The sequence below is a fragment of the Flavobacterium sp. AC274 genome (assembly GCF_979258275.1).
The window spans coordinates 4,366,964-4,388,475 of sequence record NZ_OZ409852.1; the positions used below are offsets into that span (position 1 = coordinate 4,366,964).

The window sequence follows — 21,512 nt, forward strand, 5'->3', positions numbered from 1 at the left end:
GCGTATTAATTTGAACACGGATGACGCGGATTTGCAAGCAAAAACGCAGATAAAAACTGATTTTATATTACACTATATCAACTTTAAGGAATCTCATAACTCAAAACTTATAACTCATAACTTCCAAAGAATGAATTTATCTTTAGAATATAAAATACAAGAACCAAAAGTAATTTTAGATAAAAATCCTGTTTTACTTTTATTACACGGATATGGCAGCAACGAAGCCGATTTATTTTCGTTTGCTACTGAACTTCCTGATCATTATTATATCATTTCGGCAAGAGCGCCTTATGATTTACAATACGGAGCTTATGCCTGGTATGCAATTAATTTTGATGCCGATCAGAATAAATTTTCGGATAACGAACAAGCGAAAACTTCTCGTGATGTAATAGCAAAATTTATCGATGAATTGGTTGCCAATTATCCAATTGATACTAATAATGTAACGTTGGTTGGTTTTAGTCAGGGTTCTATTTTAAGCTATTCTGTTGCACTTTCTTATCCTGAAAAAGTACAGAGAGTTGTAGCGATGAGTGGTTATTTTAACCATGAAATTATCAAAGATGGTTTCGAGAAAAACGACTTCAAAAACTTAAAAATATTCGCTTCTCACGGAACTGTAGATCAGGTTATCCCAATCGAATGGGCAAGAAAAACACCTGCTGTTTTAGAGCAATTAAATATTCCGGTTACTTATAAAGAATATCCTGTTGGGCATGGTGTTGCTCCGCAAAACTTCTTTGATTTTAAGAATTGGCTGGCGGAATAATTTTTTTTTATTTTAATTGAATGCGTTTAAATAAATCTAAATTACAATTTGTAAGTTTTTACATATATTATTTAGATTTATTCTTTCGTAATTATTATGTAACTTTGTCAAATGAAAACTTCAACTATTCATATCGACAAACCTTCTGATCGTCTTTTAGACAATCTAAGGAATTTACGTAAAGCTAAGGAAGAACGTAAAGAACAAATGCGTGCTGATTGGGCAAAATATTTTCCGAAAAAATAATTTGCCAATAAAAAATGCTTGATAGAATTATACCGTATATAACGGTTGAAGGATTTCAATATCTAATAAAATTCACAGAATTTAACAAATATCATCTTCCGGAAACTTTTATTTTACCTATTGTAGATATTACAATTGAGGTAATGAAAACACCAAACCAAATAAATAACGGAAAAACTTTGTTTCACTTTCATCAGCCATTCAACAGTTTCTTGATGAAAATAATGTTGTTTTATACTTTTATTGCAGTAACGATCCAATTACCAAAAATAAAAATCGTCAGAATATTTCAGATGCTCAATTTAGAAGTAACTTATTTTGTAAAATGTTTGAGAAGAAAAATCTAAATAATGATTTCATATGTGAGAATATCATAATAAAAGACCCTCATAATGGAGATCATCATATTCATTTAATATCTAAATTGGAAAATGAAATTGAAATTAAAACAATTGTCAATGACAGTCTACCCTATTTTGAAAATAAATAAAACTACTTCCAAATAAATAATAAAAAGAAAATCGCAATTTTCAGCCCCAAAAACTGCGACTGTAAACTTTATTGTCCTGTATAAATTATTTTTCCAGCTTTTTTCAAAACATAACCTTTCCAAGGGATTAATTGATAATCACCTTTTACCCACGAATCTCCTTCAGATTTTCTTTCTAAAATGATCGATTCTTTTTGAGTATCTAAGAAAAGTTCTGCTTTGTTGCCTTCGAAAACTACGTAAGCAGCTGTTGTATATGTTTTTCCGTTTTCTTCGACGTGTGATAATTTTGTGCCTTCAAAAATTCGAATACATTTGTTTTTAACAATAGACCAAGTGTAACCTGCTGAAGCTTTACAACCGTGACTGTCAACATCACCACCAACCATTACTTTTTCGGGTTTTGTTTCTGTCTTATTTTCTTGAGATACTTTTTTGGCACAAGAAAATGAAAGACCTATAATAACTGAAAATAAAAATACTTTTTTCATTTTTCCTATTTATTGATTAAACACAAAAATAGGAAAAATCTTTCTTATTTTTGGTATAAAAGTGATTGATTTGTTTCGAATGAAATGCTTTCGTCATCGTTAACAAAGTATTTCAATAAGGCTTCGCCCCATAATTCTCCGTTACTAAAATCAACGATAATCCATCTGTGATTTAAGATTTTGACTTTGTTGATGATAAACTTCTTGCCATCAATCATATCCTGTCCTGTATAAGGATTCCCTTTTGGATTGGAATTTAGGTCTAATAATTTTTCGGTTACAATTGGAATTAATTTTTCGTATAAAATTACTTTCCCGCCAGAAGCGCTGTTGTCAAAATAATTTTGCGCATTTTCATTATGAGACAGGGAAAAATAATCCGCCTCGGCTAATTGACCTGAAACCAAATTGATACTATCTCTTAGCTTTTTTGTAGTTTTCTCATATCTCTCTTCACCAAATTTTACTTCGCGGCTATAAAACATGTAAGTAAAAATATTCATTAATATCGCAAGGATAAAAAGGTAAAGCATTAAGGATTTTTTCATTTTGTAGGTATAATTAAATTGTAATTTCTAAATTGTCGTAAGCCAGGAAAACGTTTTTAGGCAATTGTTTTTGTACTTCTTCATGAAATCCTAAAACGTGGCTAATATGGGTTAAATAAGCAACTTCGGGCTTAACCAGATTGATAAAATCAAGTGCTTCCTGTAAATTAAAGTGTGTATCATGAGGTTCTACACGCAAGGCGTTTACGACCAAAACTTTTAAATTCTGTAGTTTTTTAACTTCAGATTGATCAATTGTTTTTACATCTGTTAAATAAGCAAAATCATCGATTCGGTAACCAAAAACCTGTAGTTCACCGTGCATTACATTTACGGGAATTGCCATTTTATTGCCAACAGCAAAAGGTTTGTCATTTACAACTTCGATGGTTTTTACGCTTGGCGCACCGGGATATTTATTTACGGTTTCGAAAACATAATCAAAACGGCGTTTTAGATTATCAATTACACGCTGATGCGCGTAAACCGGAATTTCGCCTTGTCTAAAATTAAACGGACGAATATCATCCAAACCTGCCGTGTGATCTGCGTGTTCGTGCGTGAATAAAATCGCATCGATATGCCTACAGCCGCAAGAAAGCATTTGCTGCCTGAAATCGGGCCCGCAATCTATGACATACGAATGATTATCCCACGTAATCCAGATGGATACGCGGAGCCTTTTGTCCTTAGCATCAGTGCTTTTACAAACAGGATGATCGATTCCAATAATTGGAATACCTTGAGAAGTACCGGTACCTAAAAAATAGATCTTCAATTGAACTTGTTTTTTTTACAAAAATAGGGATTATTTCTCTTTCATTAGAAGCCTAATTTGCTAACTTTGTAACAAATCTATTTAAAATAAAATGGGTACAGAAATAAAACTCAAAGGTGACAAGGTCATCGAACAGATTCCTTCTATAAAAGACAAAGCGTTACGCATTAATTTAAACGAGAATATTTACGGAACATTTGCTGAAATTGGTGCTGGACAAGAAACGGTTAGGCATTTTTTTAGATCCGGAGGTTCATCGGGAACTATTGCAAAAGCAATGTCTGCCTATGATAAAGATTTTAGTGATGCCGTTTACGGTATTGAAGGCGACGGACGCTACGTGACAGAAAACCGACTTAAAAAAATGTTGACCTTTGAAGGTGAATTGATTGAAGAACGTTTGAGCCGTGAAAAACACCCTAATAAACTTTTCTTTAGTTACGCCAATACGGTTGCCACAATAGATTTTGCCAAGCAATTTAAAGGTCACGGCTGGGTTGGAATTCGTTACCAAATTGAACCGGACGAAGCTTACAACGAAATTATCCTGCACATTCGTTTTAAGGAAACTGACGCCAGACTACAACAGGAAACACTAGGAATTTTAGGTGTAAACTTAATTTATGGTGCTTTTTACAAATACAATGACCCTAAACGATTACTTCGTTATTTATACGATCACTTAGATAAAGACCAGCTTGAAATAGATACTATTAACTTCTCTGGACCACGTTTTGCTGATGTTGACAACCGTTTGATGAGTTTACAGCTTGTTAAAAACGGAATGACTGATGCGGTAATGTTTAATCCTGAAGGAAAAAATATTCTTCCGGCTGCGATTTTATATAAAAAGAACTTACTTGCCTTAAGAGGAAGTTTCCGCCCGGTTACGAAAGTAAATATGGATATGTACGAGAAATCATTAAATATGTTTCTCGAAGAAAATAAAGTTGAAAAAGACAATACTTTAGTCGTTTTCGAAATTACACTTTCCAATTTACGTTCGGATGGTGAAATTGATGAGCGCGATTTTATGGACAGAGCCGAATTGCTTTGTTCGCTTGGTCAAACCGTTATGATATCAAATTTTCAGGAATATTATAAAGTGGTTGAATATTTTGCTAATTATACCAAAGCGAGAATGGGATTGGCGATGGGAGTTAACAATCTTGTTGATATTTTTGATGAGAAATATTATCGTCATTTAAGTGGAGGAATTTTGGAAGCTTTCGGTAAATTATTCTACCGCGATATGAAAGTTTTCTTATACCCAATGCTAGATGAAAATGGTGTATTAATGAATTCAAGCAATTTAAAAGTACATCCAAGGATGAAAGAATTGTACAAATTCTTTAAATTCAACGGAAAAGTAGTGGATATCGCCAATTATGACCCAAATAATCTGGAGGTTTTCTCTCGCGAAGTTTTAAAAATGATCAATCAGGGAAAAACAGGCTGGGAACATATGCTTCCTGCCGGTATTCCGGAAATTATAAAGGAACACCACCTTTTTGGATATCATCCGGAAAAGGAACTGGAACAAAACGCTTAAAAAAATCCCCGAAAATTTTCTTCGGGGATTTTTTTAAATTTTTGTTTCAGGTTTCATGCTTGTTTTGTTTCAGGTTTTACTACAATCTTGGTTCAACGCAGATGACGCGGATTCGCGTTGCGAAAACGCAGATTAACACGGATTTTTTTGTCTTTGCCTGATAATTGTTACGTTTAATCTTTGTCAAAGTTTTAAACTTTGACAAAGATCCCGTCTCAGCAGTGCGTTTAACACAATATGAAGACGCACTGCTGTGCGTCTCTACGTGAAACCTGAAACAAAATCTCCTATTTCAAAATCTGCGCTGCGTGTTCTTTTGTTTTTACCTGGGAAATTACCTCATCGATAATTCCTTTTTCATCGATTACGAAAGTTGTTCTATGGATTCCGTCGTATTCTTTTCCCATGAATTTCTTTGGCCCCCAAACACCAAAAGCATTGATTACAGACTTGTCCTCGTCTGCTAATAATGGAAAAGGGAATTCGTATTTGTCTTTGAATTTTAATTGTGCTTTTGCACTGTCGGCACTTACTCCTAAAAGTTCATAATTATTGGCTTTAAAACGCTCAAAATTATCTCTTAAATCACAGGCTTCTGCGGTACAGCCCGGTGTACTTGCTTTTGGATAAAAGAAAACTACTAACTTTTTTCCGGCATAATCTGCCAGCTTATGTGTTTTTCCGTCCTGATCTGTTCCTGAGAAATTTGGTGCTTTATCGCCTGCTTTTAATGTTGTCATATTTTTTTATTTTAGATTTTTTATTTTAGATTTTTTATTTTAGAATATAGAATAAAGAGTAAAGATTATAGATTGGGCTCAATATTTTTTTATTCTAGATTTTTTTAGAGTATAGAATAAAGAGCCAAGATTATAGATTGGGCTCAATATTTTCTATTTCAGATTTTTTTAGAACATAGAATAAAGAGTCAAGATTATAGATTGGGCTCAATATCTTCCATTGATAACTTATAACTTATAACTTGCAATTCATAATTAACAATTTATAATTATCATGCCCCAGATTGAAGTGAAAACCCCGGAATTGTGAAAGTTTACATTTTTTGCATTAAGAAAGCGACTGGAAGAAGCTCTTGTTAATGCTTAAAAATGTTACTTTAACAATGAGGAGTTGTAACGGAAAGCTGGATTAGGCACATCATGAAAATTATGCTATTTTTACATCAATAAAAATACGGAAATGAATAAAGAAGCCCGCGTACAATTTGTTATAAATACGTTAAAAGAACTCTACCCAACTATACCTGTTCCACTAGATCATAAAGATCCCTATACTTTACTTATTGCTGTTTTGTTATCTGCGCAATGTACTGATGTTCGTGTAAATCAGATTACGCCTTTGCTTTTTGCCAAGGCTGACAATCCGTATGATATGGTGAAAATGTCGGTGGAAGAAATTAAGGAAATTATTCGCCCGTGTGGATTATCACCTATGAAATCGAAAGGAATTCATGGCTTATCTGAGATTTTGATTGATAAATATAATGGTGAGGTTCCGCAGAGTTTTGAGGCCCTGGAATCTTTGCCGGCTGTTGGACATAAAACAGCAAGTGTGGTAATGTCTCAGGCTTTTGGAGTTCCTGCTTTTCCGGTTGATACGCACATTCACAGATTAATGTACAGGTGGAATCTTTCGAATGGAAAAAACGTGGTTCAGACTGAAAAAGATGCTAAACGATTATTTCCTAAAGAAACATGGAATGATTTGCATTTGCAAATTATTTGGTATGGACGTGAATATTCACCTGCAAGAGGCTGGAGTTTAGAGAAAGATATTATTACGAGAACAATTGGCAAAAAATCGATAATAGAAGAAGCTCTTAAAAAGAAAATCTAAAAGTGATACATAATATTATAACACGAATTTCACTAATTTGCACCAAATCTAAATTGTTAAACTTACTTTGCGAAATTAATTTCACAAACTAGTAATTAGTGCCAATTCGTGAAATTCGTGTTTGTATCTTTATTGACTGCTTTTCAATGCGTTATATTCTGTCGTCATATCGAGTGATCTGTAAATTCCTAAAAGTGATTTAAAGGCGTCTTCATTTTTTGGTTCGATGACTAATACTTTTTTGAGATATGGAATGGCACTTCGTACTATTTCATCTTTTTTAGCATCTAGTTTATCGTATTCTTTCATCTCCTGCGGACTATTCCCAAGTAAAGCCATCTGATCTACTAATACTCTCTTTAATTGGATTTTAACATAAGCTAGGTTGATATAACAGTCTATGCAGTTTTGATTTAACTGTATTCCTTCTTCATAATATTTTTCGGCATTGGTATAATCTTTTGTTTCCATATAAGAAAATGCCAATGAGTTTAAAATTTCTTCCTTTTTAGAAGGTGGCCAAACATCTCTTGGCTTTTCATAAAGACCAGCAGCGATATTTGATTCTCTCGCGCTTCTGGAAATAAAAGATTCCTCTGCTTTTGTTTTTTTATTGGTAGCGTAAAACATTATCCCTTTTCCGCTATAATTTATTTTCTTTAGTTTCTCATAATATTTAATTGCAGAAGAATAATCTTTGCCTGCTAAGGAAGCCGAAGCTGCATTAAGCAAGTTTAGTGTATCTTTTTTATCAAACTGGTAAACTTCGTTACTCTTATCTGCACTTTCTTTGTATTTTCCTGCTTTAAAATCATTGTATGCTCCATCTACAAGTTTAGACTTCATTTCTTTTAAAGCTAAATTTGCTTTAAAAGCGTATTTGTAATTGCGGGAATCATTTTCATACAAAAGTACATCCTGATATGCACCAGAAGCTATTGCGAAATTTGCTGCAGCATCTATGTTTTTGGTTGCCAAATCCTTATAAACATTTCCTTTTGTAAAAAAGAAATCGGATTTTACCTCATCGGGTGCATTAATTACTAAGTATTCTACTTTTTTTAAAATCGCACAAGCTTCTTCAGGTTTTCCTTTATCAAAATAAGATTGCGCTTCTTTGATTTCCTCTTTTTGCGCAAATGCTGCGTAGTTTATCAATAGTAAAATTGATAATATTTTTAGTTTCTTTTTCATTTCATTTTAGTTTGGTTGTTAAATAGATTTGAACGGCTATTGTGGTTATTTATAGTCGCTTTTGGGGACAAATAGCACTTATAGTATTAGTACGCAAAAAAATCTTTTGCTTAACAATAACATTAAGATGCACAACAAATAAAATGAAATAGAGTAGTGTAATTTTTCTTCATATATTATTGGTTATTGGTTAAACATTTATTTACCTGATATTTAGCTTACTTTTGAGCAATTTTTAGTATTCAAAGTTTTTTAATACGAAAAACTCTTCAATAAAGTAATTTACTTGAATAAAAAAAACTTTTTAACTAAAATAAAACAAATATTGAATAAATCAATAAAAATTACTTAAAATATCAAACTTTAACAAACTCAGGCATTAAATCAAGAGGAGATCCTGAAAATTATTTTATTAAAAGTTAGAAAACATTACGATAACAATAACAGAAAAAAGAGACTTAAAATTACGGCAAAAAAAACTCACTACCTGTATTTACATACAAATAGTGAGCTTTCAACCAAAACGACCATTTGGTTTTTTCTTTCGAAATAAACATCCGACCAAAGTAGTGGGCTGTTTAATTAGCTATAATCTCAAAACTTTTATCTTCAATTTTCACAACTGTAAGAGCTTGTGAATAGTTTAATAGAAAAGAAACTACTTCTTTCTTAGGTTTTAAGTTTTTAGAAGCTAATGCTTTCTTAGAGTAAATTTTCGCCATACTATCAAAAATGTTTTATAATAGTATAACGCACTAATGCTCAAAATATTATTAGTTGGTCAAAATAATTTGATGTTTATCAATTATTTTTCTTAAATTCATTAAGGCATAACGCATTCTTCCTAATGCTGTATTGATACTTACACCTGTAAGTTCTGAAATTTCTTTGAAACTCATATCCTGATACATACGCATTACAAGAACTTCTTTTTGATCTTCAGGAAGCTCTTCAATTATCTTTTTAAGATCTACTTCAACCTGATCAAAAATCATTTTATTTTCGATGGTTAATGAATCATCAGACATAATTGAAAAAATAGAAAACTCTTCTGTTTCTCTATACATTGGCATTTTTTGGTTTTGCGGAAATGATCTACAATTAAATTGTGAGAAATTCGCATAACCCAAGGTAAAAATTTACCTTCTTCATTATATGAATTGGATTTTAAAGTTTTAATAACTTTAATAAATGTATCCTGAAAAATATCATTTGAAATATCTCTATCAGCTATCTTAGAATATATAAATCCATATATCTTAGACTCATGCCTTTTTATCAATGTCGCAAGGGCATTTTCATTGCCTTCGACATAGTTTTTTACCAATAGAGCGTCTGGAATATGCAGATCAGCCATAATACTACTTTTTTAGTTTTTGATTAAAATTTGGAGTAATTTTTCTAAAAAGTAATTTTATGTAATAGGCCTATCTTGAGTTATGTTAATATTGAGTCCAAATTTAACAAATATTTTTTTAAAAAGCAAATGAATGGAGTAATAATTAATAATAAAATTACAAATAAGATACATTAAAATTAAACTTTGCCACGAAAGTGCTTAATAATATGAAAGAATTAGAATGTTTTAACAAATTAAAAAAAGAGGCATAAATAATTTAAATATCTTATTTTAAACAACTTACACCTCTTTTTAATAGTATTATTAGTATTTATTTTTTTATTGATAGACACGAACATAGTCTATATAATACTTTTGAGGCAATATAGAATCATCTACATCTGGTCCTCCAAAATTACCTCCTATTGCTAAATTTACAATTATATAGAATGGTTTATTAAAAGGCCACGTATCTTCGTTTTTAACTTCGGGATTGAAGGTATATACCAAAGTGGTATCAACAAAAAAATCAATCTTTTCTTTTGTCCATTCAATGGCATAAACATGATACCCTTCTTCTATAGTTGGAAACTCAGTTCTTTTTGTATTGATTGTGTTTCCGTGGCTATCTTGTGTATGCAATGTAGTATATACCATGTGCGGATCGCGGCCAATATATTCTAATATGTCTATTTCGCCTGTTTTTGGCCATTTAACGGCATCAATATTGGCACCCAGCATCCAGAATGCCGGCCATAAACCATGACCTATCGGCAGTTTAGCTCTTGCTTCGATACGGCCATATAAAAACTCTTTTTTGCCTTTGGTTGTAATTTTTGTCGAAGTATATTTATTTCCTTCTTTTTTGGCTTCGATAATTAAATTACCGTCTTTGATCTCATGATTGGTTTTGGTATAAATTTGTCTTTCATTGTTTCCATAACCGCATAAATTTGGACATCCATCACCGAGTTCAAAATTCCAGAAGGACTCGTTTATTTTCTTTTTACTGAAATTTTCCTCCCAAATTAGTTTTCTCTCTACCTTTTGTGCAAAGCAAAAACTAACCATTAAGAACATTATTAGTACAACTATTTTTTTCATCGTATAGTTTTAAAATTTTAAAAATTAGAAGGCCAGCTTGAACTGACCTTCTAATACTTTCTACTAATTAATTATAATCTATTGATAAACTTTTACATAGTCAATCTCCATTGTCGATTGTGTGAAGGCGGGATCAATAGTACCACCTAAATTTCCTCCCATCGCTACATTTAATATTAAGAAGAAATCGCTATTAAACGGAAGAGTGGCATCATTGGCAACTTTGTGAATTTGTACATCATCGACATAAGTAGTTACCGATGCCGGACTCCAAATTGCTTTATAAACATGAAATTCTGTCGAAACATTTGGAATCGTTTTAGAACCCGTGTTTCCGCCGCCGCCAAAATGTCCCGGATAATGAAGCGTACTTAAAATCACGTTTTGATTGTTTCCTACGTGTTCCATAATATCAATCTCTCCACAAGCCGGCCATGGTTTGGTTAAGAAATTAGATCCAAGCATCCAGATTGCAGGCCATGTTCCTTTTCCGATAGGCAATTTGGCGCGGATTTCAATTTTTCCGTACGTAAACTTAAATTTACCATCCGATTTTAGTCTTGTCGAAGAATAATCTACACCTCCGGAAGCTTCTTTTTTAGCGGTAATTTTTAAGCTTCCGCCTTCAACAATAACATTTGATGCTGAAGTTGTATAGTTTTGTTTTTCATTATTTCCCCAGCCATCATTATTAGGTCCTCTTCCTAGATCGTAATTCCATTTTGTTGCATCTGGAGCTCCGTCAACATTAAATTCGTCTGACCAAACCAAATTGGTATAATCAACCTCTGGGCCTGTATTTTGAACTGGTTTTGTAGTCGTAAAAATATGATACCAGGCTAATGAAGCATTACCGCCCATTACAGCTCTAACTACCATTCTGTTGGCTGTTATAGATAGAATTTCATATGAATTCTGACCAATATAATACCCCATAAATCCGTTGTCTGAGAAATTCATCATTGTTCCGCGAGTTTGCTTAGCATGATCTTTATTTTTTGTCACAACAGATTCTGAAGGACTTAAAGAAACGGTTTTTATTCCGCCGGTATCATAAGTCAAACAAGAATCACTTGATCCACTTCCTCCTGCTACGCTTGCAAATGCAGTATTAAAGAATGTTGCGCCTCCATTATTTAATTGGTATTTTAATTGATCACCATCAAGAGAGAAAGTCAATTCATTGTCATACAAACAACTACTTGTCGGCGAACCTGCTTTTTCAAAAGCTCCGGCCTGATAATGGTTTGGATAGAAATTTTTAGTCTCATCACCATCATTTTGACCTACGCCTAAATGCCCTGGTTCTGAAGCTGACCAATACCATTTTTTAGAAGTTCCGCCTGTTAAAAACTGAACGGCTTCATCGTCACTAAAGTTACTTAAAACCGTAACATCAAGCGTAATATTTGATGCTACTCCTCCTCTGCCTGTAGCAATGAGCGTTACAGTATAAGTGTTTACTCCTGTTTTTGTAAAACGTTTGGTAAACTTGCCGCTTGGAGAATTTTCTGAAGTTCCGTCGCTAAATACATATTTATATGAAATTGCATTATCTGCAGTTGCTGTTAATTTTACCATTCCTGAACCGTCTCCATCTGGAGCATCGGCTGTTTTTCCAACAATTTCAGCAGTTACCTGAAGATTTGTTGGCGTATCTATTGACCCAAATGCGAAATCATCTTTCTGACAACCCGCCATAAGGAGAATCGTAAATAAGGATACTATCTTTATGATTATTTTTTTGTTCATGATTTCTTCTTTTAATTGGATTGTTTGATGTCATCAAAGTAAAAAGTTTCCCCTGCCCCCGTTTTTCCAAAATCCGGAAATAAAATTACTCTGTCGTATTTAATGCCTGTGCTAAAACCTGGTGCCGTTGTAAGATCAAAGGTTAATTCCTGCCATGCATTTGCTACCGTAGTTTTTACCTTTACTTCTATAAATACCGTTGGATTACCGTTTCCATCTTTTGGAGAGGTCGAAAGTTCCATTTTGTATAAAATATCAGTACCTACTCTAGGCGACCAGACATTTATCTTTACAGTAGTTCCCTTTGTATAATCAAGCGTATTTTCTAAATTCAGGCTTGCTCCTCCCCAGGTTTCTGCTCCTGATTTTTTGTCTAATTTTAAAACTTTATCAGAAACATTAGTTCCGGTTTTATTTGGGTTTGCAATAATAGCTGCATCAACATTTCCAAAACCACCCCAGGCATATGTTAAATTAGAAGATTCGAAATCAAGTGGTAATTTAATTGCCTCTGCCGGTTCTTTATAGAAATAAAAATTATCTATGTACACGGTATGGCTTCCGCTAGGATTTCCTGAAAAAATTAATTGTGCAATATGGGCGCGGGTTGTTAATCCTGTAAAATCGCTTAAAGGAATATCTAAACTTACCCATTTTCCCTGCTCCGGAGCTGTAACTTTAATTTCATGTTCTACATTATCTCCTCCTGTTTCATAAACGCCATTTGCTCCAAAATCAACTAATTTAATTCTGAATTCTGAAAAATCTAAAGACCATACATCAATATGAAGATATGTCATAGCCGAAGCGTCTATTGTAGCCGTAGGTTCTGCGCCTACAAAATTTAAATTTGAATATTTTTTTACTGCATTTTCTGCAATACTAATATCATCTAATACAGCATCAGACCATGAAGTTCTCCAGGTACTCATTGGTACATTTGTGTAAGCATCGCTAAACAATGAAATAACATTTGCCGCAGATCTGGTTGGTGTTGGTGCTGCAGAAGTGGGTGCCAAAATTAAAATTGCTTCAAATTGCTCTGTATGTTCTGTTGTTTTAATGGCAGCACTTTTTGAAACCACACGAATCGTGTAAACTCCCGGGTTTTGATATGTATACGAAACAGATTCGCCATTGTTTGCCGAAATTGGATCTGGTTTTCCTGTTTCTCCAAAATAAACATCATAAAACAAAGCAAAATCTGCTGTTGCCTTAACTGTTACTTTTTTAGAAACCGTTAAATCATTTGTTATTTCAACTACTAAATTTTCTGGTGCTTTAAACGAAACTACTACTTCTTTTTCTACTTCGGTAGTTTTTCCGTTAAGTCCCATTGCCGTAATTTTAGACTTATAAACGCCTTCTTTATATACGTGTGCAACTGTTGATCCGGCTCCAATATAATCAGAATCTGCGCTTCCGTCTCCAAAACTAATTTTGTATTGTGTTACGCCTTCGCCTTTTGGCACAAAGGTAACTTTACCTGTATTGTCCTGTGTTACTGTGGTCAAAGCAGATACATTAGTCGGAGCGCCTAAACCTTCTAAATCAATATCGCTGTTATCGCTTGAGCAGCTAAAAAATACTGTCAAAACGAAAAGACTTATAATAGAATGTAATTTTTTCATAATTGATGTTTTTTAATATCCAGGATTTTGTTCCCAATTTCCATTTGCAAACTGAATTTCTTCAATTGGAAGCGGAAATAACTCGTTTTTGTTAGCTGTAAAACCAGGAATAGTTCCGGCTGCTTTTCCGGTTCTTACCAAATCGAAAAAACGATGTCCTTCTCCAAAAAGTTCTAATCTTCTTTCTGCTAAAATAAAATCTGTTAAGGCTGCTCCTGAAGCTGTTATATCATGATTATTATCTCCAAAAGCACGTCTTCTAACCTGATTAAGGTATTCTCTGGCTTTTGCATCATCGATTTCACCTCTGTTATAAGCTTCTGCAGCCATTAATAAAACATCGGCATAACGAATTGCTCTGTAGTTGTTTGGGTTTGTTAGATTCAAATCTCCGGCAGCCTCTGAACTTCTTTTTCTTGGAAGATATTTTCTGTTGAAGAATCCTGTATCCTCATTTCCTTTTCCATAAGTTACTCCACTATTAGCCCCAGCCCAAGCCGCAATATCTAAAATAGCAACAGCTTTACGTTTATCTCCGGTTTCAAAAGCATCTGATGATTCCTGAGTAGGAAGATTAAAACTAAATCCGGAAGAGAAAACTGGTCCTGAATAATTTCTGATTCCGCTAAAACCTACGGCAACGTTTCCTTCACTACATTGTAAACAACCAAAACCTGCTCCTTCAACATCTGTATACTGTACTTCAAAAACAGATTCTGGTCCGTTTTCTCCATCTAATTCAAACATTTTATTATAATCTGTTTCTAAGGAATAAGGTGAAGTATTTATTAAAGCTTGCAAAGTACTGGCTGCCTGCGAAAATTTACCCTGAAACAAATACGCTTTTCCTAATAATGCCTGAGCAGCCCCTTTTGTAACCCTGCCCTTTTGAGCTGCAATTGGAGATAAATTTGCCGACGCAAAAACCAAATCAGCTTCGATAGAAGCATAAACTTCTGCAACTGATGAACGCGAAATTGTTTTTTCATCTCCAATTTTAAACCTAACATCGCCTTTCATCGGTATACCACCAAACCATTTTACTAATTCAAATTGGTAATATGCTCTTAAAAAACGAGTTTCGGCTATAAGCTGTGTTTTTCCTGCAAAATCTGTTTTATTTTGAAATTCTAGTATATAATTCGCTCTTTGAACCCCGGCAAACATCCAGTTCCAGACATCTCTTAAGTTACTGTTTACTTCAGTGTGAATCATATCGTCTACTTGCTGAAAACCAATTACATCTGTAGGACTTTCTCCTCCTGCCAATGTATTATCCGAAGCAATTTCTCCCAATAAAACATTTACATATGTTGATTGCAGCAAATCATAAGTGGCAATTAATGCCTGATCGTAATCTTCTTTAGAATTAAAATAATTCTCAGAGTCGATTGAATATTCAGGTTTTGGATTCACAAATTCGTCTGAACAAGAAGTTGTTACAGTTAGAATTAATGTTATCGTTACCAGAGTAGTAAATAAATATTTTTTCATTTTAATTGAAATTAAAAATTAATGTTTAAGCCCAATAAATAAGTTCTTGGAACAGGATAAAATCCGTAATCGATTCCGGCACCAATTGGCGATTGAGAAACTCCGTCTCGATTTGTAGGTCCAAATGAAGCACCCGGATCAAACCCTTTGTATTTAGTAAAAGTGTATAGATTATTTACTCCGGCATAAAGTCTTAGCTTTGTAATTCCAGCTTTTTGAGTCACTTTCGGATCAAGTGTATATCCTAATTGTACATTTTGAATTCTGAGATAAGATGCATCTTCAACAAAATAATCTGATAACACATTGTTTGCCGTAGCTCCTGTAGTCACTTTTGGTACAGAATTACTTGTTCCTTCACCTGTCCATCTGTCTAAAACATAATCAAGACGATTGGCATCTGAAAGTGTTCTTTCGTAGTTACGAACCATATCATTTCCTACTGATGCAAATGTATATACGGCAAAATCAATGTTTTTATAATTTAACTGAATATTGAAACCCATTGTAGCATCTGCGATTGGATCGCCAATATCTGTTCTGTCTTTGGTATCAATTACTCCATCACCATTTATGTCTACGTAACGAATATCACCCGGAGAAGCATTTGCTCCTAGAGCTAATTGCGATGGATGAGCCTCAACTTCGGCCTGATTCTGAAAAATTCCATCGGTTTTATATCCATAAAAATATCCAATTGGTTTTCCGGCTTCCATGCGTGCTGCAGCTGGTTGACCTACTCCAAAAGAACCTTGTTCGATAAAACCGGTTCCGTTATTTACTTCTATAACTTCATTTTTAAGAAAGGTTACATTATAACCTAATGTCATTGAAAATGAATCTGAAAATTTCTCTTTGTAGTCTATCGCAAATTCAAATCCTGAATTTCTCACAGTACCAGCATTCATTGTTGGAGCACTTGCCCCCGGAGCACCAACTCCTATAATTCCTGAAACCGGAATATTTGGTATTAATAAATCTTTTCTGGTATCGATAAAATAATCTGCAACTACAGAAACTTTATCATTGAATAATCTTAAATCTAAACCAACATCAAACTTTTTGGCTTCTTCCCATTTTAAATCCGGATTTGGTATTTGTCCCGTTGCCGCACCATTTACTAATAAACCATCAAATACATAAGTTGCTTCACCATTTAAAATACTTAAATACCCGTTATTCGGTATTTGATCATTTCCTAAAGTTCCATAACTAACTCTGAATTTTAAGAAGTTAAACGTTTGTGATTCTCCAAAAAAACCTTCATCAGAAGCAACCCATCCTGCTGTAAAAGACGGAAAATATCCTACTTTATTACCCGGGCCAAATTTTGTTGAGGAATCTCGTCTGATCATTGCCGAAAAAAGATACTTTCCTTTATAATCATATTGTGCTCTTCCAAAATAAGAAATTCTTCTTTGATCGTAAACGTAACCACCCGTATTTAAAGCAGTTGGCAAACCTTTAGTTAAAGAAAGATCTGCAAACTCCCATGAATTATTGGGCACATCATAACCTGTTGCAACGGCAGAATTTCCCCATTGTTTATAGATTGTATTACCTAATGTTGCTGTAATATTATGGTTCTCTGCTATTTTAGTATTATAAGTTCCATAAATATCAAATGAATAGTCATTATCGTTTACAGTTCTTTGCGTTACAGAACTTCTCTGAACATCAAAAACTTTTCCTCCATAACTTATTTGTGGATCAAATGTTTTGCTTTCACTATTTGCGGTATTAAATCCTATGGAGCTTGATAACACAAATCCTTTGAAAATTTTATAATCTAAACCAAAGTTTCCGTTTAGTTTTTTATAATTATAATCGTTGTACGTGTTTTCTATTTGTGCCAGCGGATTAATAATTTCTGTTCCAAATCCTGTTGTGCTTGGCACTAATGTAAAATTGCCGTTTGCATCATACGGACTTAATGTCGCAGGCACGTTTAAAGCATTAAACAATACAGATCCTAATCCGTTTTCATTAATTGTTTTTCTATTAAAATAGGTATAGATTACATTCGTTTTTAGTTTGAATTTATCACTCAAATCGGCTCCTAATGCTATTCTGGCAGTATTTCTCAGGTAACCTGATTTATCGCCGCCAACAATACCTTCCTGATCCAGGTGTGAGCCACTAATAGAATAGGTGATTTTTTCAGATCCTCCTGAAATGGTCAAATCGCTGTTTAATAACGGAACGCCTTTCCCTAAAACTTCTTTTTGCCAGTCTGTTCCTTTTCCTAAGCCACTTACATTTGGATAAGGAATTGCTCTTCCGCCATTGGCATAACTTTCATTTAATAACAAAGCATATTCTGTAGCATCAAGGATGGACAATTTTCTCGAAGCCTCCTGAAATCCGGTGTAGCTATTAAAAGAGATTCTTGTTTTTGAGTTTTTCTTTCCCATTTTGGTTGTAACCAAAATAATACCGTTTGCACCAATCGTTCCATAAATAGCTGCTTGAGCATCTTTTAAAACCGTTATGGTTTCAATATCGTTCGGGTTTAAAACATTCAGGTCTCCAACATAGCCGTCAATAATAGTAGTGGGTCCGTTTTGTCCGTTTGTAGCAATACCACGAATACGAACGTCTATAGGCGCGCCTGGAGCTCCGGATTGTGTTGTAACATTTACACCGGAAATTGTTCCTTGTAACGCCTGCTCAATTCTTGCCGGTTTCAGGATATCAAGTGTTTTACTATCCAGAACAGAAACTGCTCCTGTTAGTTCTCTTTTCTTTTGGCTACCATACCCTATCACAACAACTTCGTCTAAAGATCTGGTATCGTCAGTCATTTTAACAGTAACTTTTGGTACTGTAACTACAACTTCCTGCGTTCGGTAACCAATATAACTTAAAACAAGTGTGGTGCCGTTTGAAACACCGCTAAGTTTAAAAGATCCGTCGAAGTCTGTGGTTGTGCTTTGAGACGAACTTTTAACTTTTACATTTACGCCCGGCAATGATAAACCTGAGCCATCCAGTACAGTTCCGGTTACATCAAAAGTTTGCGAGAACGCAAAAGATGTAAACAGTAACAATACTATTAATAATAATTTTGGTTTCATAATTAGTTAGTTTTTTATTGAAGCTAAAATATCCTATACTTTTAAGAATACGACAAAACCAACCACAACAAAAAACATACATCACAAAAAAAATACTTAAATTTATTATATGATAAAAAATAACACGGTTTACCTAGAAAATCATAATGTTAATTTCTTTAACAAATAAGTGTAATAAATACAAGAAAACGTTAATGTTGTGGTGTTGTATAGGCGTTTTTGAAGGAATTTCTGACTTCCTATACAGCGAGAATATATTCGACTAAACCGATTTCGTGCTGCAAATCCATTTTTTTACGCAAACGATATCTTTTAATTTCAACGCTTCGTACAGAAATATTAAACAATGGCGCTATTTCTTTGGATGAAAGGTTGAGTCGAAGATAGGCGCAAAGTCGCAAATCATTCGGAGTAAGTAATGGATGCAGCAGTTTAATTCTCTTTAGGAAATCTTTATCAGCATTATCAAATGCTTCTTTAAAACCTTCCAGGAATCTTCTTCGGTAATATTATCGTTGATGGTTCTTATAACAGATTTGATGTTTTTATTATCATCTTGCGAAGTCTTTTTTAAATCTTCTTTTATAAAAGCCAAAAGTTCGTTTTTGCTATTTAAACTCATTGTCGACACTGCCAATTCCCTATTTTTATTATCTACATCCTGAGATAATTGTTCGTTTCTGAGTTTCATTAATTGCTGCTCGTTTTCAAGCTCTTTAATCTCAAGCAAAAGATTATTTTCTTCAATTAATTTCTCTTTTTGCTTTTGATAAAAATTACGATAGGCTTTATTAATAAAATAACCAATGACAATCAACAGCAGCAAATAAATAAAACACGCCAAATTAGTTAAATACCAAGGTTTTAAAACCACAAAAGTATAAGCTGCCGTGTTTTGTAAAAGTGTATTGGCGTATTTCGCACGAACTTTAAATGTATATTTTCCCGGAGATAAATTTTTAAAATTAACCGACGATTTCGTACTCCATTCGCTCCATTCATTCTGGAAACCTTCTAATAAATACTGATATTCTGAGTTGATGTATTTGTTGTATTCCGGAACGGTGTAATTTAAAGTAATGTTATTTTCATTTGATTTAAAACTTCCTTCATCATTTAAAACAACATTCTTTAAAATCTGGTTTTGCTTATTAATAAAAATACCGGAAATAGAAACAGCATAGTTTTTAAAACTCAAATCGTCAATATTAAGCGTATAATAACCATCTGTAGTTCCTATTAAATAAGTTGATTTTGAAATTTGTGTAATATTCTCAAAACCCAGCATCGAATTCGTTAAAGAAGACGGAATCGGAATTACATTCTGTTTTAACTGATTACTCAGTTTGCTTGCAGAAAAATAATGAATGTAATTTTTAGAAAACAACCAGATTTTATTCGACTGATCTACAATTAATTTACCCGAAGTATATTCGTCTTTTTCAAAAATAGAACTTAATAATTTATCCTTTTCAAACTGTTTTGTAGTTAAATTTAATTTGAAAATTCCGCCTTTGTACGCGTAATATATCGCATTATTAAATTTTGTTAAACTGGCATTTTTTCCTTTTTTTGGAGAAGAATAAGTGTGAAATTCTTTGATTTTTGAAAGTGAATTATCCAATTTGAATCTAAAAATCCCTTTGTATTCGTGGCTTACATAAACTTCATGATTTGGCATGATTTCAAAATAACGCGAAGAATAATTAAAACCTTCAATTTTATTTCTGAATTTCCATTGCTTATTAACTTTCTCTAAAACCGAAATCCCGTAATAATTTCCCTGAAGCAAAATGTTTTTATTATTTGGCGAAGGCTCAAACTTCCATGTTCCCGAACCAGAAAAAATAGTTCTGGCCGAAGTATTTTCTACAATAAAAGTTCCCGAATCATGACCGCAAAAAAGCGTATTATCATAAGCAAACAACGACCAAACTTGTCCTTTTGTTCCGTTTATAAACTGAAAATTATCTTTGCTTTGGTATTTTTTACAAAACAATCCCTGATTTGTTCCCACATAAAGCATTCCGTTGTGAGAGATTGAGGCGTAAACGGTTCCCAAAACCCCTGTATCGTCTGTAAAACTATGCACAGGCGTTTGCAGATTGATGCAGTTAATTCCGTTATCCAGACCCACCCAAACATTCTGATCTTTATCTTCAAACAAAGACAAAGCTGTATTGTTGCTCAGTCCTTTGCTTTGTGAAATATGATAATTTAATTTTCCCGTATTCGATAAAATAAAAATTCCGTTAGAAACGGTTCCCAAAGCATAACTTCCGTCCTGAAGCCGCTGGCTGCTGTACACAAAACCCGATTTTATCTGCGCATCAACTTCTGTTGCAAAAGGCGTTAAAGCTGTTCCTGTAAGTTTATAAAACCCATCTAATTGCGTCTGAATCAGCAAACCATCATCAATAGTAAAAACATTAACAATTGTATATTTTTTTAGAATTGGGTTATCAGAAATCAATTTTCCTTTTCCTCCTTCTATTTCAAAAAGACCTTCGTTTATGGTTTGATAATAAATTGAATTTTTAGTGCTAAATGATTTTATGACACCATTTTTAGGTGAAATAATTTTAAAGCTTTTTGTTTTAGTATCATAAATATAAATTCGGTTCAAAGACTGAAATAATATCCATTGATCGTATTTTAAAATGTTCCAAAACTGTTCGTCATCCAGGATTTTATTCTTGATTGTATCACTTAGCGAAGTATATTTTAATTTTCCATTTGTCTGTCTTGTCCAGTAGCCAAAATTCATATAACAGCCTGTATAAACCTTGTTGTCAATCACTTTTACAGATCGCATGATGGTTTCATTTGGCGTTGGATATAATTCCCAATTTGTGCCGTTGTATTCTAAAAGTCCATCATTATTGGCAAAATACATGCGATTTTGGTCGTCCTGCGAAATCATCCAGCTTTGATTTCCGGCACCGTAAACAGTTGAAGGATATTTTACAATTGGCGGTAATTCCTGAGAAAACAGGACAAAACCCATTAAAAAACAAAGAATAAAAAGTTTAGTTTTCAAAATTTGGTCAGAATATTAAAATAGTATTAAAGCAGTTCTAAAATAGGGTATTTTATTATTGAAAATACAAATTTTTATTAAATAAGATTTAGCTTATTTAATTTGGTTCTCTCCTATCCGAACATAACCTGTTCAACCATGGGA

General features: G+C 33.4%; 17 protein-coding genes and 1 pseudogene. 5 read left to right on the forward strand and 13 right to left on the reverse strand.

The genetic code is table 11. The annotated features are described in order from the left end of the window. The first annotated feature begins 130 nt into the window (after positions 1-130). From ACZZZT_RS19820 to ACZZZT_RS19830, 3 genes are all read left to right on the forward strand, one after another. Positions 131-775, forward strand: a complete 645-nt coding sequence (locus ACZZZT_RS19820; RefSeq protein ID WP_463461657.1) for an alpha/beta hydrolase — start codon at positions 131-133, stop codon at positions 773-775. 111 nt (positions 776-886) lie between these two features. After that, positions 887-1,021: a hypothetical protein gene (locus ACZZZT_RS19825; protein ID WP_256365461.1), complete on the forward strand. Its 135-nt coding sequence runs from the start codon at positions 887-889 to the stop codon at positions 1,019-1,021. Between the two features lie 14 nt (positions 1,022-1,035). Next, positions 1,036-1,368: a hypothetical protein gene (locus ACZZZT_RS19830; RefSeq protein WP_463461658.1), complete on the forward strand. Its 333-nt coding sequence runs from the start codon at positions 1,036-1,038 to the stop codon at positions 1,366-1,368. A gap of 211 nt (positions 1,369-1,579) precedes the next feature. Here ACZZZT_RS19830 and ACZZZT_RS19835 read toward each other — a convergent pair whose 3' ends face one another. From ACZZZT_RS19835 to ACZZZT_RS19845, 3 genes are read right to left on the reverse strand one after another with little or no spacing between them, the layout of a single operon-like run. Continuing rightward, positions 1,580-2,002, reverse strand: coding sequence for a hypothetical protein (locus ACZZZT_RS19835; RefSeq protein ID WP_463461659.1), 423 nt, complete (start codon positions 2,000-2,002; stop codon positions 1,580-1,582). A gap of 44 nt (positions 2,003-2,046) precedes the next feature. After that, positions 2,047-2,550, reverse strand: a complete 504-nt coding sequence (locus tag ACZZZT_RS19840) for a hypothetical protein (RefSeq protein ID WP_042564119.1) — start codon at positions 2,548-2,550, stop codon at positions 2,047-2,049. A gap of 13 nt (positions 2,551-2,563) precedes the next feature. Continuing rightward, the gene (locus ACZZZT_RS19845) at positions 2,564-3,328 is read right to left on the reverse strand and encodes an MBL fold metallo-hydrolase (RefSeq protein WP_302095362.1); all 765 of its coding nucleotides are present in this window, start codon (positions 3,326-3,328) and stop codon (positions 2,564-2,566) included. A gap of 91 nt (positions 3,329-3,419) precedes the next feature. Here ACZZZT_RS19845 and ACZZZT_RS19850 point away from each other — a divergent pair, with 91 nt between their 5' ends. After that, on the forward strand, positions 3,420-4,880 hold the full coding sequence (locus ACZZZT_RS19850; protein WP_042564117.1) for a TonB-dependent receptor: 1,461 nt from the start codon (positions 3,420-3,422) through the stop codon (positions 4,878-4,880). 287 nt (positions 4,881-5,167) lie between these two features. On the opposite strand, the gene bcp is transcribed toward ACZZZT_RS19850, so the two are convergent. After that, on the reverse strand, positions 5,168-5,620 hold the full coding sequence (bcp, locus tag ACZZZT_RS19855) for a thioredoxin-dependent thiol peroxidase (RefSeq protein WP_463461660.1): 453 nt from the start codon (positions 5,618-5,620) through the stop codon (positions 5,168-5,170). 460 nt (positions 5,621-6,080) lie between these two features. Here bcp and ACZZZT_RS19860 point away from each other — a divergent pair, with 460 nt between their 5' ends. After that, positions 6,081-6,737, forward strand: coding sequence for an endonuclease III domain-containing protein (locus tag ACZZZT_RS19860; protein WP_042564115.1), 657 nt, complete (start codon positions 6,081-6,083; stop codon positions 6,735-6,737). A 129-nt stretch (positions 6,738-6,866) separates the two neighbouring features. Here the strand turns inward: ACZZZT_RS19860 and ACZZZT_RS19865 are convergent, their stop codons facing one another. The 9 genes and pseudogenes from ACZZZT_RS19865 to ACZZZT_RS19905 all read right to left on the reverse strand — a co-directional run bounded on the left by ACZZZT_RS19865 (position 6,867) and on the right by ACZZZT_RS19905 (position 21,368). Further along, positions 6,867-7,931 carry a tetratricopeptide repeat protein gene (locus tag ACZZZT_RS19865; protein ID WP_042564114.1) on the reverse strand — a complete coding sequence of 355 codons (1,065 nt, stop codon included), beginning with the start codon at positions 7,929-7,931 and terminating at the stop codon, positions 6,867-6,869. Positions 7,932-8,509: 578 nt separating this feature from the next. Next, a complete protein-coding gene (locus ACZZZT_RS19870; protein ID WP_165587188.1) occupies positions 8,510-8,653 on the reverse strand; it encodes a hypothetical protein in 144 nt (47 codons plus the stop codon). A 51-nt stretch (positions 8,654-8,704) separates the two neighbouring features. Continuing rightward, positions 8,705-9,288: pseudogene (locus ACZZZT_RS19875) on the reverse strand (RNA polymerase sigma factor). 321 nt (positions 9,289-9,609) lie between these two features. Next, positions 9,610-10,374, reverse strand: coding sequence for a glycoside hydrolase family 16 protein (locus tag ACZZZT_RS19880; RefSeq protein ID WP_463461661.1), 765 nt, complete (start codon positions 10,372-10,374; stop codon positions 9,610-9,612). 78 nt (positions 10,375-10,452) lie between these two features. Beyond that, on the reverse strand, positions 10,453-12,126 hold the full coding sequence (locus ACZZZT_RS19885; RefSeq protein WP_463461662.1) for a family 16 glycosylhydrolase: 1,674 nt from the start codon (positions 12,124-12,126) through the stop codon (positions 10,453-10,455). A gap of 11 nt (positions 12,127-12,137) precedes the next feature. Continuing rightward, entirely contained in the window at positions 12,138-13,757 is a 1,620-nt protein-coding gene (locus ACZZZT_RS19890; protein ID WP_463461663.1) for a hypothetical protein, read from the reverse strand. A gap of 12 nt (positions 13,758-13,769) precedes the next feature. Further along, positions 13,770-15,251 (reverse strand): RagB/SusD family nutrient uptake outer membrane protein, encoded by a 1,482-nt coding sequence (locus tag ACZZZT_RS19895; protein ID WP_463461664.1) that lies wholly within the window; start codon positions 15,249-15,251, stop codon positions 13,770-13,772. Between the two features lie 11 nt (positions 15,252-15,262). Next, a complete protein-coding gene (locus tag ACZZZT_RS19900; RefSeq protein ID WP_463461665.1) occupies positions 15,263-18,328 on the reverse strand; it encodes a SusC/RagA family TonB-linked outer membrane protein in 3,066 nt (1,021 codons plus the stop codon). A gap of 442 nt (positions 18,329-18,770) precedes the next feature. After that, on the reverse strand, positions 18,771-21,368 hold the full coding sequence (locus ACZZZT_RS19905) for a triple tyrosine motif-containing protein (RefSeq protein WP_463461666.1): 2,598 nt from the start codon (positions 21,366-21,368) through the stop codon (positions 18,771-18,773). Positions 21,369-21,512: the final 144 nt, after the last annotated feature.

Bases quoted from the DNA above. Each gene is read 5' to 3' on its own strand.
- ACZZZT_RS19865 (WP_042564114.1), bottom strand. From the start codon at position 7,931: ATGAAAAAGAAACTAAAAATATTATCAATTTTACTATTGATAAACTAC.
- ACZZZT_RS19825 (WP_256365461.1), top strand. From the start codon at position 887: ATGAAAACTTCAACTATTCATATCGACAAACCTTCTGATCGTCTTTTA.
- ACZZZT_RS19835 (WP_463461659.1), bottom strand. From the start codon at position 2,002: ATGAAAAAAGTATTTTTATTTTCAGTTATTATAGGTCTTTCATTTTCT.
- ACZZZT_RS19885 (WP_463461662.1), bottom strand. From the start codon at position 12,126: ATGAACAAAAAAATAATCATAAAGATAGTATCCTTATTTACGATTCTC.
- ACZZZT_RS19880 (WP_463461661.1), bottom strand. From the start codon at position 10,374: ATGAAAAAAATAGTTGTACTAATAATGTTCTTAATGGTTAGTTTTTGC.
- ACZZZT_RS19830 (WP_463461658.1), top strand. From the start codon at position 1,036: ATGCTTGATAGAATTATACCGTATATAACGGTTGAAGGATTTCAATAT.
- ACZZZT_RS19890 (WP_463461663.1), bottom strand. From the start codon at position 13,757: ATGAAAAAATTACATTCTATTATAAGTCTTTTCGTTTTGACAGTATTT.
- ACZZZT_RS19860 (WP_042564115.1), top strand. From the start codon at position 6,081: ATGAATAAAGAAGCCCGCGTACAATTTGTTATAAATACGTTAAAAGAA.
- ACZZZT_RS19840 (WP_042564119.1), bottom strand. From the start codon at position 2,550: ATGAAAAAATCCTTAATGCTTTACCTTTTTATCCTTGCGATATTAATG.
- ACZZZT_RS19850 (WP_042564117.1), top strand. From the start codon at position 3,420: ATGGGTACAGAAATAAAACTCAAAGGTGACAAGGTCATCGAACAGATT.
- ACZZZT_RS19895 (WP_463461664.1), bottom strand. From the start codon at position 15,251: ATGAAAAAATATTTATTTACTACTCTGGTAACGATAACATTAATTCTA.
- bcp (WP_463461660.1), bottom strand. From the start codon at position 5,620: ATGACAACATTAAAAGCAGGCGATAAAGCACCAAATTTCTCAGGAACA.
- ACZZZT_RS19870 (WP_165587188.1), bottom strand. From the start codon at position 8,653: ATGGCGAAAATTTACTCTAAGAAAGCATTAGCTTCTAAAAACTTAAAA.
- ACZZZT_RS19900 (WP_463461665.1), bottom strand. From the start codon at position 18,328: ATGAAACCAAAATTATTATTAATAGTATTGTTACTGTTTACATCTTTT.
- ACZZZT_RS19820 (WP_463461657.1), top strand. From the start codon at position 131: ATGAATTTATCTTTAGAATATAAAATACAAGAACCAAAAGTAATTTTA.